Source organism: Amycolatopsis keratiniphila (assembly GCF_000400635.2).
Classification (GTDB): Bacteria; Actinomycetota; Actinomycetes; order Mycobacteriales; family Pseudonocardiaceae; genus Amycolatopsis; species Amycolatopsis keratiniphila.
The window spans coordinates 6,547,932-6,562,381 of sequence record NC_021252.1 but is presented as its reverse complement, the minus strand read 5'-3'; the positions used below and the strand labels follow the sequence as shown (position 1 = coordinate 6,562,381).

At 68.3% G+C, this 14,450-nt stretch carries 15 protein-coding genes and 1 tRNA gene; 9 read left to right on the top strand and 7 right to left on the bottom strand.

Features of this window, described 5'->3' with window-relative positions; all coding sequences use genetic code 11:
• The first annotated feature begins 147 nt into the window (after positions 1 to 147).
• Together AORI_RS70025 and AORI_RS70020 are read left to right on the top strand one after the other, a co-directional pair.
• On the top strand, positions 148 to 885 hold the full coding sequence (locus tag AORI_RS70025) for a mechanosensitive ion channel family protein (RefSeq protein WP_016336120.1): 738 nt from the start codon (positions 148 to 150) through the stop codon (positions 883 to 885).
• A gap of 192 nt (positions 886 to 1,077) precedes the next feature.
• Entirely contained in the window at positions 1,078 to 1,716 is a 639-nt protein-coding gene (locus tag AORI_RS70020) for a nicotinamide mononucleotide transporter family protein (RefSeq protein WP_016336119.1), read from the top strand.
• Here AORI_RS70020 and AORI_RS70015 read toward each other — a convergent pair.
• A complete protein-coding gene (locus tag AORI_RS70015) occupies positions 1,713 to 2,924 on the bottom strand; it encodes an alpha-hydroxy acid oxidase (protein ID WP_007032785.1) in 1,212 nt (403 codons plus the stop codon). The genes AORI_RS70020 and AORI_RS70015 overlap by 4 nt on opposite strands.
• 116 nt (positions 2,925 to 3,040) lie before the next feature.
• On the bottom strand, positions 3,041 to 5,836 hold the full coding sequence (gene aceE, locus AORI_RS70010) for a pyruvate dehydrogenase (acetyl-transferring), homodimeric type (RefSeq protein WP_016336118.1): 2,796 nt from the start codon (positions 5,834 to 5,836) through the stop codon (positions 3,041 to 3,043).
• A 402-nt stretch (positions 5,837 to 6,238) separates the two neighbouring features.
• Here aceE and AORI_RS70005 point away from each other — a divergent pair, with 402 nt between their 5' ends.
• From AORI_RS70005 to AORI_RS69985, 5 genes are all read left to right on the top strand, one after another.
• Positions 6,239 to 6,670 carry a DUF3052 domain-containing protein gene (locus AORI_RS70005; RefSeq protein WP_016336117.1) on the top strand — a complete coding sequence of 144 codons (432 nt, stop codon included), beginning with the start codon at positions 6,239 to 6,241 and terminating at the stop codon, positions 6,668 to 6,670.
• 76 nt (positions 6,671 to 6,746) lie between these two features.
• Entirely contained in the window at positions 6,747 to 7,208 is a 462-nt protein-coding gene (locus AORI_RS70000) for a peroxiredoxin (protein ID WP_016336116.1), read from the top strand.
• Between the two features lie 38 nt (positions 7,209 to 7,246).
• A tRNA-Val gene (locus AORI_RS69995) sits at positions 7,247 to 7,318 on the top strand.
• 47 nt (positions 7,319 to 7,365) lie between these two features.
• Positions 7,366 to 8,319, top strand: coding sequence for a GNAT family N-acetyltransferase (locus AORI_RS69990; RefSeq protein WP_016336115.1), 954 nt, complete (start codon positions 7,366 to 7,368; stop codon positions 8,317 to 8,319).
• A 63-nt stretch (positions 8,320 to 8,382) separates the two neighbouring features.
• Positions 8,383 to 8,733, top strand: a complete 351-nt coding sequence (locus AORI_RS69985) for a hypothetical protein (protein WP_016336114.1) — start codon at positions 8,383 to 8,385, stop codon at positions 8,731 to 8,733.
• Between the two features lie 362 nt (positions 8,734 to 9,095).
• Here the strand turns inward: AORI_RS69985 and AORI_RS69980 are convergent, their stop codons facing one another.
• Positions 9,096 to 9,599 carry a carboxymuconolactone decarboxylase family protein gene (locus AORI_RS69980; protein ID WP_016336113.1) on the bottom strand — a complete coding sequence of 168 codons (504 nt, stop codon included), beginning with the start codon at positions 9,597 to 9,599 and terminating at the stop codon, positions 9,096 to 9,098.
• A 13-nt stretch (positions 9,600 to 9,612) separates the two neighbouring features.
• On the opposite strand from AORI_RS69980, the gene AORI_RS69975 reads away from it, so the two are divergent.
• Positions 9,613 to 10,131: a MarR family winged helix-turn-helix transcriptional regulator gene (locus AORI_RS69975; RefSeq protein ID WP_016336112.1), complete on the top strand. Its 519-nt coding sequence runs from the start codon at positions 9,613 to 9,615 to the stop codon at positions 10,129 to 10,131.
• Here the strand turns inward: AORI_RS69975 and AORI_RS69970 are convergent.
• From AORI_RS69970 to AORI_RS69960, 3 genes are read right to left on the bottom strand one after another with little or no spacing between them, the layout of a single operon-like run.
• A complete protein-coding gene (locus AORI_RS69970) occupies positions 10,128 to 10,547 on the bottom strand; it encodes a cupin domain-containing protein (RefSeq protein ID WP_043849076.1) in 420 nt (139 codons plus the stop codon). The two genes, AORI_RS69975 and AORI_RS69970, sit on opposite strands and share 4 nt — an antisense overlap.
• Before the next feature lie 41 nt (positions 10,548 to 10,588).
• On the bottom strand, positions 10,589 to 12,085 hold the full coding sequence (locus AORI_RS69965) for an AMP-binding protein (protein ID WP_016336110.1): 1,497 nt from the start codon (positions 12,083 to 12,085) through the stop codon (positions 10,589 to 10,591).
• Positions 12,082 to 12,690, bottom strand: a complete 609-nt coding sequence (locus tag AORI_RS69960; protein WP_016336109.1) for a TetR/AcrR family transcriptional regulator — start codon at positions 12,688 to 12,690, stop codon at positions 12,082 to 12,084. Before AORI_RS69960 ends, AORI_RS69965 begins: the two co-directional genes overlap by 4 nt.
• Before the next feature lie 63 nt (positions 12,691 to 12,753).
• Between AORI_RS69960 and AORI_RS69955 the strand changes: the two genes are divergently transcribed.
• A complete protein-coding gene (locus AORI_RS69955; protein WP_016336108.1) occupies positions 12,754 to 13,245 on the top strand; it encodes a hypothetical protein in 492 nt (163 codons plus the stop codon).
• On the opposite strand, the gene AORI_RS69950 is transcribed toward AORI_RS69955, so the two are convergent.
• Entirely contained in the window at positions 13,242 to 14,420 is a 1,179-nt protein-coding gene (locus AORI_RS69950; protein ID WP_016336107.1) for an aminotransferase class V-fold PLP-dependent enzyme, read from the bottom strand. The genes AORI_RS69955 and AORI_RS69950 overlap by 4 nt on opposite strands.
• Positions 14,421 to 14,450: the final 30 nt, after the last annotated feature.

Here is a 14,450-nt window from a genome sequence, read left to right as displayed (position 1 = left end):
AGGACAAGTATGGGACTTGTCGATCTTTTCCCGCTAGCTCACTCACTCGATCGTGGGTCGCCGAGTTGCCGGTGCGGTTCCGGTGATCAACGATCCCTCGCAAGCCGCACCGGGTAGGTCGCGGATGCGCAGAGGAGGGAGTTCGCCGTGGGCGAGCAGCTGAAAGACGGTCTGGGACAAGCATGGAACCTTGTCGCCACCTTCGTGCCGAAATTGATCGGTTTCCTGATCATCCTGCTGATCGGCTGGTTGATCGCGAAAGCCGTGTCGAAGGCATTGGGACTGGTTCTGTCGAAGATCGGATTCGGCAAGCTCATCGAGAAGACCGGGCTCACCGGAACGCTCAAACAGGCGAATGTCGACGCGGGCGGGATCCTCGTCAAACTCGTGTACTACTTCATTCTCCTGATCGCGCTGCAGCTCGCGTTCGGCGTATTCGGTGAGAGCAATCCGGTCAGCGCGCTGCTGAACGACATCATCGCGTTCCTGCCGCGGATCCTGGTGGCGCTCGTACTGGTGATCGTCGCGGCCGCGGTGGCGAAGGTCGTCCGCGACCTGGTGACCGGGGCGCTGTCGACCCGGCCCGCGGGACGGCTGCTCGGCACCATCGCCTACTGGATGATCATGGCGTTCGGCATCATCGCCGCGCTCGGCCAGGTGAACATCGCGACCGCCATCACCGGACCGGTCCTGATCACCGTCCTCGCCACCATCGGCGGCGTGATCGTCGTCGGCTTCGGCGGCGGTCTGATCAAGCCCGCGCAGGACCGCTGGCAGGGCTGGCTGGCCAATCTGCAGGGGCAACTGGAGGCCGGGGACCACAAGCAAGAGGTCCGTTCGGAGCCGCCGACTTCGCCCGTGGGCATCGGTCGCGTAGATTCCTGAGCATCCGCGCGGGCCCGGTGATCGAGGAAGGCACCGGGCCCGCGTGGAGCCGAAGGGCCCATCGCCGCGGAACACGCGGTGGAGGGCCCTTCAGCGTCTCTCGAGCCACCTGGCTGTTCCGCACCTCACACTCCCTAGGGAATGGCGTCGGTACGGAGCATGTTGGAGCGGTAGACGGAGAGGGGTGCGGACGTGGACTTCCTGCTGCACAACGGTGTCACGGTGCTCGGACAATGGATCTCCTTCGCCGAGCTGGCGGGGCAGATCTTCGCGCTCGCCGTGGTCTTCCTGGCGCAACGCCGCACGTTGTGGACGTGGCCGGTGCAGGTCGGCGCCACCGTGCTGTTGTTCTCGGTCTACGTCTCCGCGCATCTCGGCGGGCTCGCGACCAGGCAGATCGCGATCCTCGCCATCTCGATCTACGGCTGGTGGGCCTGGTCCCGCCGCAGCGACCCGGTCTACGGCGTCGTCGTCCGCAAGGGCACGCTCCGCGAGCGCCTGGCGATGATCGGCGCGTTCGCGATCGGCACCACCGCGATGGCGCTGGTCCTCGACGCGCTCGACGCCTCCTGGGCGCCGTGGCCGGACGCCGCGATCTTCGTCGGCACGCTGGTGGCCTTCGCCGCGCAGGGTGCGGGTCTCGTCGAGTTCTGGCTGGTGTGGCTGGTCGTCGACGCGATCGGCGTACCGCTGCAGCTCTCCTCGGGCCTGTACTTCTCGGCGGCGGTGTACATCGTGTTCGCCGGGCTGGTCGTGCACGGCTGGTGGAGCTGGAACCGGACGGCGAAGCAGGTCAGCGCCGCGCCGTCCGGGGTCTCGGCCGCGGTCTAGCGCATGGTGGCGTGTGACGGCTTGAGGTCGGCGAGGGTGCGGACACCCAGCAGCTGCATCGTCCGCACCATCTCGGCGCGCAGGATGTCCACGCACCGCTGAACCCCGCGCTCGCCGCCCGCCATCAGGCCGTAGAGGAACGCGCGCCCGATGAGCACCGCGTCCGCGCCGCGCGCGATGGCGGCCACGATGTCGCCGCCGGACAGGATGCCGGTGTCGACCCACACCTCCGCGTCGCCCTGGATCTCGTCGAGCACCGCGGGCAGCAGCTCGATCGGCGTCGGCGCGCGGTCGAGCTGACGGCCGCCGTGGTTCGACAGCAGCACCGCGTCGGCGCCGTGCTTGACCACGTCACGCGCGTCGTCGACGTTCTGGATCCCCTTGACCACGAGCTTGCCCGGCCAGGTCTGGCGGACCCAGTCGAGGTCGTCGAAGTTCAGGGTCGGGTCGAAGAGCTGGTTGAGCAGCTCGGCGACGGTCCCGTCGAACTGGCTCAGCGACGCGAAGGTCAGCGGCTCGGTGGTCAGCAGGTTGAACCACCACGCCGGATGCATCGCGCCGTCGACGAACGTCTTGAGGGTGAGCGCGGGCGGGATGGTCAGCCCGTTGCGGACGTCGCGCAGCCGCGCGCCCGCGACCGGGGTGTCCACCGTCAGCATGAGCGTGTCGAAGCCGGCGGCCCAGGCGCGATTCATCAGATCTTCGCCCGCTTTGTGGTCGCGCCAGACGTAGAGCTGGAACCACTTGCGGGCCTCGGGGGCGGCTGCGGCGAGGTCTTCGATGGACGTCGTCGCCATCGTCGACAGCCCCATCGGGATGCCGTTGCGCTGCGCGACGCGGGCCACCGCGGACTCGCCCTCGTGGTTCATCATGCGGGTGAACCCGGTCGGCGCGAACGCGAACGGCAGCTCCGAACGCTTGCCGAGGATCTCCTTGCCGGTGTCCACATCGGACACGCCGCGCAGGACGTTCGGGTGGAATTCCACGCTGCGGAAGGCCTGCCGGGCGCGGCGGAGGCTGTCTTCCAGCTCCGCGGCGCCGTCGGTGTAGTCGAACGCCGCCCGCGGGGTCCGCTTGCGGGCGAGCATCCGCAGGTCGGCGATCGTGTGCGCGCCCGCCAGCCGCCGGTCGGTCGGGTTGAGCACGATCGGCTTCGGCCGCAGGATCTGCTTCAGCTCACTCGGCTTCGGCAATCGACGCTTGGTCACACTCGCTCACCCTTTCCGCAAACATCCGATGTCTCACCCTAGCTGCTCCGCCGCCGGACGCAATGAAGGGACCTTTCCTTGCGAAATTTGCAAGGAAAGGTCCCTTCATCTCAGCGTCAGGCGCTACCGGAGTCCGACAACTGCGGACCCGCGGCCGCGACGTCGTCGAGGCGGTACTTGCGCGCCGCCTCCGCCGCCTTCGACTGGTCGATCTCGCCGCGCTTGGCCAGCGCGCTCAGCGTGCCGACCACGATCGACTGGGCGTCGACCAGGAACTTCCGCCGGGCGGCGGGGCGGGTGTCGGAGAAGCCGAACCCGTCGGTGCCCAGCGTCAGCATGTCGGTCGGCACCCAGGGGCGGATGAGGTCCGGCACGGCCCGCATCCAGTCCGAGACCGCGACGACCGGCCCGTTCACGCCGGACAGCTTCTGCGTGATGTACGGCACACGCGGGGAGTCGCCCGGGTGGAGCAGGTTGTCGTGGTCGACCTCGACGGCCTCGCGGCGCAGCTCGGTCCACGACGTCGCCGACCACACGGCCGCGCGCACGCCCCACTCCTCGGCCAGCATCTGCTGCGCCCGCAGCGCGTCGGGCATGGTGACGCCGGAGACCAGGATCTGCGCCTCCGGGCCGTCGCCCGACGGGGCGTCCGCGTACTTGTAGAGACCCTTGAGCAGGCCGTCGACGTCGAGGTTCTCGGGCTCGGCGGGCTGCTGGTAGGGCTCGTTGTAGATCGTCATGTAGTAGAAGATGTTCTCGCCGTTGCCGTCCGGCCCGGTCTCGCCGTACATCCGGCGAAGACCGTCCCGCACGATGTGGGCGATCTCGAACGACCACGCCGCGTCGTAGGCCACGACGGCCGGGTTGGTCGCCGCCAGCAGCAGCGAGTGCCCGTCGGCGTGCTGGAGGCCCTCGCCGGTCAGCGTGGTGCGGCCGGCGGTGGCGCCGAGCACGAACCCGCGGGCCATCTGGTCCGCCGCCGCGTAGAGGCCGTCACCGGTCCGCTGGAACCCGAACATCGAGTAGAAGATGTAGATCGGGATCATCGGCTCGCCGTGCGTGGCGTACGAGGTGCCGACGGCGGTGAACGACGCGGTCGAGCCCGCCTCGTTGATGCCCTCGTGCAGGATGACGCCCTTTTCGGACTCCTTGTAGGCCAGCATCAGGCTCGCGTCGACCGACGTGTACGTCTGGCCGTGCGGGTTGTAGATCTTGGCCGTCGGGAACATCGAGTCGAGGCCGAAGGTGCGCGCCTCGTCCGGGATGATCGGGACGATCCGCTTGCCGATCTCGGAGTCCTTCGCCAGCTCGCGGACGAGCCGGACGAACGCCATCGTGGTGGCGACCTCCTGCTTGCCCGAGCCCTTCCGGATGCCTTCGTAGACCTTGTCGCCGGGCAGCACGAGGGCCTTCGAGGCCTTCGGGCGGCGCTCCGGCAGGAACCCGCCGAGCGCGCGGCGGCGGCCGATCATGTACTCGATCTCCGGCGATTCCTTGCCCGGGTGGTAGTACGGCGGCAGCTTCGGGTCGCGCTCGAGCTCCTCGTCGCTGATCGGGATGCGCTGGGCGTCCCGGAACAGCTTGAGGTCGTCGAGGGTGAGCTTCTTCATCTGGTGCGTGGCGTTGCGGCCCTCGAAGGACGGTCCGAGGCCGTAACCCTTGATGGTGTGGGCCAGGATCACCGTCGGCTGGCCGTGGTGCTCCAGCGACGACTTGTAGGCCGCGTAGACCTTGCGGTAGTCGTGCCCGCCGCGCTTGAGGTTCCAGACGTCGGCGTCGGTGAGGTCCTTGACGAGTTCCTTGGTCCGCGGGTCGCGGCCGAAGAAGTGCTCGCGGACGAACGCGCCGTCGTTGGCCTTGTAGGTCTGGAAATCGCCGTCCGGCGTGGTGTTCATCAGGTTGACCAGCGCGCCGTCACGGTCCGCGTGCAGCAGCGAGTCCCACTCGCGGCCCCAGATGACCTTGATGACGTTCCAGCCGGCGCCGCGGAAGTACGACTCCAGCTCCTGGATGATCTTGCCGTTGCCGCGCACCGGGCCGTCGAGCCGCTGCAGGTTGCAGTTGATCACGAAGGTCAGGTTGTCGAGGCCCTCGCTCGCGGCCACGTGGATGAGGCCGCGCGATTCCGGCTCGTCCATCTCGCCGTCGCCGAGGAACGCCCAGACGTGCTGGTCGCTGGTGTCCTTGATGCCGCGGTCGCGCAGGTAGCGGTTGAATCGCGCCTGGTAGATCGCGTTCATCGGGCCGAGGCCCATGGACACGGTCGGGTTCTCCCAGAACTCCGGCATCAGCCGGGGGTGCGGGTACGACGGCAGGCCGCCGCCCTCGCCGGCGTGCGAGAACTCCTGGCGGAAGCCGTCCAGCTGGCTCTCGGTCAGCCTGCCCTCGAGGAACGCGCGGGCGTAGATGCCGGGGGAGGCGTGGCCCTGGATGAAGATCTGGTCGCCGCCGCCCGAGTGGTCCTTGCCGCGGAAGAAGTGGTTGAAGCCCACTTCGTACAGCGCCGCGGACGAGCCGTAGGTCGAGATGTGCCCGCCGACGCCGACGCCGGGACGCTGCGCGCGGTGCACCATGATCGCGGCGTTCCACCGGATGTAGGCGCGGTACCGGCGTTCGATCTCCTCGTCACCGGGGAACCAGGGTTCGTTCTCGGTGGGGATGGTGTTGACGTAGTCCGTCGACGTCAGCGCCGGGACGCCGACGTGGCGTTCCCTGGCCCGCTCGAGGATGCGCAGCATCAGGTACCGGGCGCGCTGCTGACCACCCCTGGCCAGCGCCTCGTCGAAGGAGTCCAGCCATTCGGCGGTCTCCTCCGGGTCGATGTCGGGCAGGTGCGCCGCCAATCCGTCACGGATGACGCGGACGCGTGCCGGGGTCTCCTTGCCGGAGGCGCCGTCGTTCTGCGGGGCCAAGGGGTCTCCTTGCGAAAGGTGGTAGCTGGTTGTGCTCGTACGCGGGCGTGTTCGCCGTCCATCGTCGTCCTCCGGTTCCGTTCGCGTCACCGCTACTGATCGGTAACGTTCGCGGACCCGATTGCGACACGCCTCGCACGCGCCTGTACTCGCGCGCGCGTTTTCTCTCCCACCCTAAAGCAGGCCGTTCGGAGGTGCCCAGGCGCGCCCGAAATGGCCCCCCGGGAGTGGGCTGAATGTCCGTACGCCGCGACACGAGTTGTTCAAGATCCGGTGTGGACGGTTGCGCGGAACGCTTCACCAGTGTTCGCTAACGGGCATCGTGTACCCGAGTGTGGTGCCCGCCCGGCCGTCGAGGCCGACGCGACACCACGCTCCGTCGTAGTTGGAGGAGTGACAGCAGTGGTCGCCGCGGGAGACGCTGATCAGAGCAGCGTCGCCGAAAGGCTCGGGATCAAGCCGGACATGGTGGTCCAGGAGATCGGCTGGGACGAGGACGTCGACGACGACCTTCGTGCGGCGATCGAGGAACAGATCGGCGGCGACATCCTCGACGAGGACGCCGACGAGGTCATCGACGTGGTGCTGCTGTGGTGGCGCGAAGACGACGGTGATCTCGGTGACACGCTGATCGAGGTCCGGACTCCCCTGAACGAGAACGGCGTGATCTGGGTGCTGACCCCGAAGACGGGCCAGCCCGGGCATGTCGAGCCGAGTGACATCGCCGAGGCGGTGCCGCAGGTCGGTCTGGCGCAGACGGCCAACATCAGTGCCGGCCCCAAGTGGGCGGGCACGCGGCTGGTTTCGCCGAAGTCGTCCAAGACCAAGCGGTGACTTCTCCAGGCGCGCGATCGACACGATAGGGTTGTCGTCGCAGGCCCCTGTTCGCTCTTGAGAGGAAACCGCCGGTATGGCCGTCGAGGTCGGATCGCAAGCCCCGGACTTCACGCTCAACGACTACAACAAGCAGTCCGTGACGCTGTCGTCCTTCAAGGGTGACAAGCCGGTCCTGCTCGTGTTCTACCCGTTCGCGTTCAGCGGCATCTGCACCGGTGAGCTGTGCCAGCTCCGCGACGAGTTCGCGGACTACGACGGCCAGGGCGTCCAGGTGATCGGCGTGTCCGTGGACACCCCGTTCTCGCTCAAGGCGTGGGCCGAGCAGGAGGGCTACCAGTTCCCGCTGCTTTCGGACTTCTGGCCGCACGGCGAGGTCGCGAAGGCCTACGGCGTCTTCAACGAGGCGGCCGGCCTGGCCACCCGCGGCACCTTCCTGATCGACAAGGACGGCGTCGTCCGGTTCGCCGAGGTCAACCAGCCCGGTGAGGCGCGCGACCAGCAGGCGTGGAAGAAGGCCGTGGCCTCGCTGGCCTGAGTCTTCACGGTGGCACCCGTGCGCGGGTGCCACCTCCCGGGCGCATAGCTCAGCGGGAGAGCACTCGGTTTACACCCGAGCGGTCGTAGGTTCGATCCCTACTGCGCCCACCGAAAACCCGGCGACACCCCGCCCTCATGGGACTACCTTGAGCCGGATGCACGACCTCACGTGGCGGCCTCTCGCCCCGCAGGACGCCCAGGCGTCGGCCGATCTCCTCAACGCGATGGAGACCGTCGACGGGATCGGCGAGAACTACACGGCGGAGGACACCCTCCAGGAGCTGATCGACCCGTACGCGGACCTGGAGCGGGCGAGTCTCGCGGCTTTCGACGGCGACGTGATGGCCGGCTACATGAAGATCCGCTTCAAGCCGTCCGCGGAGGAGATCCACCGGGTTTTCCTCGACGGGGGAGTTCATCCCGCTTATCGCCGCCGGGGGATCGGCGGGGCACTCGTCGACGCGGGGGTGGCGGCGGCGAAGGTGGTGCACGCGCTGCACCACCCTGACGCGAAGCTCGTGGTGGACGTCAACCGGCCGGAGCGGATCGCCGGGCTGGCGGAGCTCGTCCGGTCCCGGGGTTTCGTGCCCGTGCGCTACTTCCAGCGGATGGAGCACTCGCTCTCAGCGTTGGATGCTTCGGAGCTTCCTGACGGGTTCGTGGTCGAGCCGTGGTCGGAGCGGAACGACGAGGACTTCCGGGCGGTCCGGAACGCGGCGTACCGGGACTACTGGGGCGCGGTGCCGATGCCTGTCGAGCTTTGGCGGAACAAGATCACCAACCAGACCTTCCAGCCTGAGGCCAGCTTCCTGCTTCGGGAGGAGGGCGTCGCGGTCGGGATGCTGGTGACCATGTGGTGGGAGGCCGACACGGAGGCCACCGGCGTCCGCGACGCGCACTTCATGGCGATCGGGACGCTTCGGGAGTACCGGCGGCGGGGTGTCGCGAGCGCGCTGATGGGGCACGCGCTGCGGGCCGCGGCCGAGCAGGGCTACGACCGCGCGAGTTTGAACGTGGACTCGGCGGATCCGTCCGGGGCGTTCGGGGTCTTCGAGAAGGGGGGCTTCGTGCCGACGATGCGGTACGTGCGCTGGGCACTCGAAGCCTGACCTTGCGTTGTAACAGGCAAATCTCGGCAGCCGACCCTTAAACGACGCAGACGAGGAGCCGTGATGATCCCCTCCGCCGACGACGGCCGCCGAACAGCCCTGGCTCAAGAGTTCACTGACGAGATGTACACGGCCTACCGTCATCTCGCCAAAACGATCAACTACCGCGCTAAGCAGTTCCTGGAAATGGTCACGATGCACGGTGGTGTCGGCGCCGCTCAGATCCTGTTGCAGCGAGGGCGAGGTACTTCCGACGGCTTCGCTCGTCTCTGGGAGGCCCAGATGCTCCAGTGGAGTGTCGAGGCGTCAGTACTCAAGGAGAAATACGTGGACCTGTTCACCGACGAGGAGCGTGAGACCGCTAAGCAGCGGCTCGAGGATCACGGATTCGACGTCAAGTCCGTGGCGGGCTGATCACAGGTCCGTGAAGGCCTCCTTCACTACCTTCAGGGTAGGCAAGGAGGCCTTCACGGACCTGAGCCGCGCCCCCGCCCCCTGACGCAGTTAGTCGGCTAAACGCACGAGACACGTGAAGGCCTCCTCCACTCGGCTCAGCCGAGCGAAGGAGGCCTTCACGCACCCCCAACACCTGTGGAACGTCTTCGGTTTTCGGCGGTCTGGTCTGCCCCCTCGGCAGGCCAGACCGCCGGTGCGCCGCGCCGCGGGTGGCGAACTTTCGGCTGCACAAGACAGGAGACGGTCGGGACTGCCCAGATACATCAAGATCGGCGGCCATTGGAGTGATCCGGACCGCGAGGGGTGATCACGCTGAGCGACTAGGCGCGGATGAGCCTGTTCGCCAGCGTCGACATCGTGTAGGCGCCGATGCCCATGACGACTTCGAGGGCGTTCCGTTCGGTGTATCCGTGCCCGAAGAAGGTCCGCAGCGTCTCGTCGTCGACGGCGCCCGCGGTTTCGAGCACCGCCAAGGTGAACTGCCGGACGGCTTCCAGTCGCTCGTCGGGGACGGGCTGCTGCGAGCGGAGCGCCGCGATGACGTCGTCGTCGGCGTGGTGACCCTTCAGCTTGCCCGTGTGGATCTCGACGCACACCTCGCAGCCGTTGCGGGTCGCCACGGTCATCACGACCGTTTCCCGCGCGAGGGGATCGAGTGTCGTCCGCTCGAAGCTCGCGCTGAGTTTCAGGAATCCGTCGAGCAGTTCGGGTGACGACGCCTGCCGGGCGACGGCGGTGGGGAGGTGCCCGAACTTCCGGATGGTCGCTTCCATGGCGCGACGCGAGGCTTCGGGCGCGGTTTCGACGGTGTGATCGGTGAACAAGGTTCCCCCTAAGATGGTCAACGTGGTTGACGAAAAGGTAAACCAGGTTGTCGAATCTGGCAAGCGAGTTCGCGAAACCCCCGGCTTCGAGCTGCCGCTCCTCCTGTTCGCGGGTTTCCGCACGATCATCGACCGGCTGCACGCCGAGCTCGCCGAGCAGGGACATCCGGACGTCCGCCCGGTGTACGGCTTCGCCATGCAGGCGATCGGCCGCGAAGGCGCGACGGCGAGCGAGATCGGGCGGCGGCTCGGGGTCAGCAAGCAGGCGGCGGGCAAGACCGTCGACAAGCTGGAGCAGCTCGGCTACGTCGTGCGCGTCGACGACCCGGCCGACGCGCGGCGCAAGGTCGTCCGGCTCACCGGTCGTGGGTTCGACTCACTCGGCCGGTCGGCGGCGATCTTCGAGGAACTGCGCAAGGAGTGGGCCGACGCATTGGGTATCGACAGGGTCCGCGCGCTCGAAGCCGACCTCCGCACGATGGCGCCGTCGGACGGCTTCCGCCTCGACGTCGCCGGCTGGTTCGGTGCCTAGAACGGGCAACCGGGATTCGGCGCGTCCTGCGACAGCGGGCTCCCGTGCGGCAGTACGTAGAGCACCTCCAGCACCACCGGTGTCGTCCCGAGGTTCCGTCCGATGTGGACAGTGTCGCTCGGCTCGGTGAAGACGGCGCCCTTCCGGTACAGGCCGTCGAGCCCGCAGTCGGCCGAGTTGTGCGTCAGCGTGCCTGCCTTGACGAAGGCGTACAGCTTTCCGTCGTGGTAGTGCCAGCCGGTGTAGCCGCCGGGCTGGATGACGACCTCGCGCAGCACGTAGTCGGTGTTCCCGACCGTCTTCTGCGAGAAGATCGTCCCGGTCACCCCGGATCCGGGAGTCGCCTCGGCCGTCGCGGGCACGGCGAGCGCGAGAACGAGGGTGGCGAGCAGCGTGGTCACGGACCGCAGGCGCATGAGCGAACGGTACCGCGATCGGTACTGCCCGAAAGGGTCGTTCATTCCGCCCGAAGCGTCCGCCGCAGCATTTTGCCGCTCTCCGTCCGCGGCAGCCGCTCCCGGAAGTCGAACCGGCGCGGTGTCTTGAACCCGGCGAGCTCGGCGCGGCAGTGCTCTTCGAGCCGTTCCGCCAGCGCGGGATCCCCGGTGACACCCTCGGCAGGCTGCACGACGGCGACGACCCGTTGGCCCCATTCGGGATCCGGCTCCCCGATCACCGCGACGTCGGCGACGTCGGGATGGCTCAGCAGCCGCGCCTCGATCTCGGCCGGATAGATGTTCACGCCGCCGGAGAGGATGAGATCCGTCCGCCGGTCGCACAGGAACACCCGTCCGTCGGCGTCGAGATAGCCGACGTCCCCGACGGTGACGAATTCCCCGGAGCGCGCGGCGGCCGTCTTGTCCGGATCGCCGTGATAGTCGAATTTCGTGTGCGCGGAACTGAAGTAGAGCATCCCGGCCTCGCCCGCGGGGAGTTCACGGCCGTCGTCGTCGAGAACCTCGACCCGTACTCCGTCCAGCGGCTTGCCGACGGTACCCGGCTCGGCGAGCCATTCGCGTGCGTGCACCGCCGTGATCAGGCCCTCGGACGCGCCGTAGTACTCGTGCACCACCGGACCGAGCCAGGCGAGCATGCGCTTCTTGACCTCCCGGGGGCACGGGGCGGCGCCGTGGATCACCGAGGTCAGGCTCGACAGGTCGTGGCGCGTACGCACGTCCTCGGGCAGCCGCAGCATGCGGTGGAACATCGTCGGCACCAGATGGGTGCTCGTCACGCGGTGCTTTTCGGTGAGCCGCAGCGTTTCTTCGGCGTCGAACCGGTCCATCAGCACGAGGGTGTGCCCGAGATGCAGGGCCGCGGTCGAGAACATCCCCGGCGCCGCGTGGTAGAGCGGGCAGGCCACGAGGTGTACGCCGTGCCCCGGCCGGACGTCCAGGCGTTCGAGGGTGTGCGCGTGGATCGGGTGCAATGCGGGCGGCTGCCCGGAAAGGGCGCGTCGGACGCCTTTGGGGCGCCCCGTGGTCCCGGAGGTGTAGAGCATCGTCTGGCCGGCGGTCCGCCGCTCCGGCGTGGTCGTGGGCTGGTCCGTTCCCCAAGCCTCGTACTCGGCCCAGCCGGGCGTCTCGCCGCGCGAAAACCGGTGCAGGTCACCCAGTTCCGCGGTGCACGTGGCCGCGATGTCCGCGTCCGCGACGGCGACCTCGGCGCCGCTGTCGGCCGCGATGTAGGCGATCTCGGCAGGCGAAGACCGGTGGTTGACCGGCGTGAAGTACATCCCCGCCTGCAGGGTCGCCAGCAGGAGCTCGTAGTAGGTGAGTCCATTGTGGATGATCGCGACAACGCCGTCGCCTTTGCCGAGACCGAGCGTCCGCAAGGCGTGGGTCAGCTGGTTCGCCCGCGCCGAAAGTTCGCCGAAGGTGGTCGCGCTGCCGTCGACGTCGATCACCGCGACGCGGCCGGGGTCCTGGGCGGCGATCTCGTAGAAGGTGCTCATCCCGGGCGCCTCAGGGATTCCAGATGTCGCCGGAGCACCGTGCGCATCAGTTCCGGCGAGGTCCGGCCGGCCGACAACGCGAGCCCGTCCAGCAGCGCGGCGAGCCGTTCGGTCTCGACGGCCACATCGAGGTCGCCGAGCAGGCCGCCCGCTTCGTCCGCGCCCTTGAGCACCCGGCGGACGAGGAACCGGACCCCCTCATGCATGCGGGTGGCCTCCTCGGCGAGGTCGGGGCGGTTCTTCGCGGCGGCCGAGAACGCCAGCCAGACGTCGGCTTCGGCCCGGGTCTGCTCGGTGAGCGGGAGCAGTTCGCCGAGGAACGCCTCGGTGACTTCCTGCCGCCGCGAGCGGGGTGTCGCCGGGTCGAGCAGAACGGGGATGTGTCCCGCCAACCGTGCCTCCAGCCGGTCGCCGAGCGCGCGCATGGCGAACACGATCAACTCGTCATGGCCGCCGAAGTAGTGCCGCACCGAACCGATCGCGAGACCGGCCTCTTCGGCCACGCTCCTGAGTGACGCCTGCGCGAGGCCGTCCCGCTGGATCACCCGGAAGACGGCTTCGGCTATCTCCAGGCGGCGGGCTTCCGGGTCGACGATCTTGGGCACGTTGCCTTTATAGCACGACCTTGCTATTTTATTTGGCACACTCGTGCTACAAAGGGGGAGTTCATGCGGACCTGGTTGCTGATCGCGCTCGTGGTCGCCGTGGTGATCGTGCTCATCGTGCGCAGGCTGCGCGGGGAGCCACTGGTGGCCCGGGAGGTGTTCGGGGCGCCGGTGATCCTGCTCGCGATCGGCGTCTACGGCCTGGTCAAGCTGGAGATCTTCACCTTCGCCGACGGTCTCTGGCTCGCCCTGGGGTCCGCGGTCGGGTGCGGTCTCGGCGCGGTGCGCGCCACTACCACGAAACTGTTCGAGCGCGACGGCGTGCTGTGGCTGCGCTACACCGGCTGGACGTTCGGCGTGTGGGTGCTGTCGCTGCTGGTGAACTTCGGGATCGGTTTCCTGGCCACCACGGCGGGGGCGCATCCCGACGCGCGTCCGGTGACGCTGTCGATCGGTGTCAGCCTGCTGGGGGAGGCGCTGGTGATCGGCAAACGGGCGAAGACGACGGGGCTGCCGTACGCCCCGCCGTCCGATTCGCTGCTTTCGCGCCGTTAAGCCAGTTTCCCGACTTCGTCGACGAGGAGGGCGATGTCGTCTTCGGTGTTGAAGTAGTGCACCGAAGACCGGACCATCGGCGGCAGCCCGCGCTCGGCGAAGTCGAACTGGGCGGACGTCGCTTCGGTGACGCTGACGTTGATCTTCGCCGCGGCCAGGCGCTGCTTCACTTCCTGCGACGGCGTTTCCGCCACGCTGAACGTGACGATCCCGCACTGCCGCACGCCCTGGTCGTGGACGCGGACGCCGGGGATCTCTCGGAGCGCGTCACGCAGTTTCGCCGCGAGCGCTGCGACGCGGGCTTCGATGGCGGGCATACCCCATTCGAGGGCGTAGTCGATCGCCGCGCCGAGACCGTGCAGGGCGGCGTGATCGCGTTCCCAGACCTCGAACATCTTCGCCGTCGGATCGACTTCGTAGCTTTCGGGCGCCGTCCACACCGCCGAATGGAGATCGAGCATCGCGGGCTCGACGCGTTCACGCAGCCGCGGGTGCGCGTAAAGGAATCCGGTGCCCCGCGGTCCGCGCAGGTACTTGCGGCCGGTCACGCTGAGCGCGTCGCAGTTCAGGCGTGCGACGTCAAGGTCGATCTGGCCGGCGCTCTGGCACGCGTCCAGCAGGAACGGGATCCCGGCCGCCCTGGCCACCGCGCCGATCTCCTCGGCCGGGTTTACCAGCCCGCCCTGGGTCGGCACGTGGGAGACGGCGATCAGCTTGACGTCGCCGTCGACGCGGCGCTTGAGGTCCTCGACGTCCAGCTGTCCGGACTCGTCGTTGTCGACCACCTCGACGACGGCGCCGGTGCGCTTCGCGATCTGCAGGAAGGAGATGACGTTGCTCGCGTACTCGGACTTCGCCGTCAGGATCCGGTCTCCGGCGGCGAACGGCAGCGCGTAGAAGATCGCCTGCCAGGAGCGCGTCGCGTTGTCGGTCAGGGCGATGTCGTCGGGGGCGGCGCCGACGAGGCGGGCGGCCGAGGCGTAGACGCCCCGCATCCGTTCCACGGTCGCCGCGGCCTGCTCATATCCGCCGATCAGGGCCTCTTCGCGCAGGTAATCGACGACGGTGTCGGTCACCCGGGCGGGCGGAAGCGACGAACCGGCGTTGTTGAGGTGGACCACCTCCGCGCAGCCCGGGGTTTCGGCGCGGGCGCGGTGCACATCGAAGTCCGTCATGCCTAACTGAATACAGTACGGCCGAAGTGC

What these genes read in the sequence shown, in the direction of transcription:
- AORI_RS70000 (WP_016336116.1), top strand. Translation starts at nt 6,747, where the DNA reads ATGGCCGTCGAGGTCGGATCGCAAGCCCCGGACTTCACGCTCAACGAC.
- AORI_RS69990 (WP_016336115.1), top strand. Translation starts at nt 7,366, where the DNA reads ATGCACGACCTCACGTGGCGGCCTCTCGCCCCGCAGGACGCCCAGGCG.
- AORI_RS69985 (WP_016336114.1), top strand. Translation starts at nt 8,383, where the DNA reads ATGATCCCCTCCGCCGACGACGGCCGCCGAACAGCCCTGGCTCAAGAG.
- AORI_RS69975 (WP_016336112.1), top strand. Translation starts at nt 9,613, where the DNA reads ATGGTCAACGTGGTTGACGAAAAGGTAAACCAGGTTGTCGAATCTGGC.
- AORI_RS69970 (WP_043849076.1), bottom strand. Translation starts at nt 10,547, where the DNA reads ATGCGCCTGCGGTCCGTGACCACGCTGCTCGCCACCCTCGTTCTCGCG.
- AORI_RS69965 (WP_016336110.1), bottom strand. Translation starts at nt 12,085, where the DNA reads ATGAGCACCTTCTACGAGATCGCCGCCCAGGACCCCGGCCGCGTCGCG.
- AORI_RS69955 (WP_016336108.1), top strand. Translation starts at nt 12,754, where the DNA reads ATGCGGACCTGGTTGCTGATCGCGCTCGTGGTCGCCGTGGTGATCGTG.
- AORI_RS69950 (WP_016336107.1), bottom strand. Translation starts at nt 14,420, where the DNA reads ATGACGGACTTCGATGTGCACCGCGCCCGCGCCGAAACCCCGGGCTGC.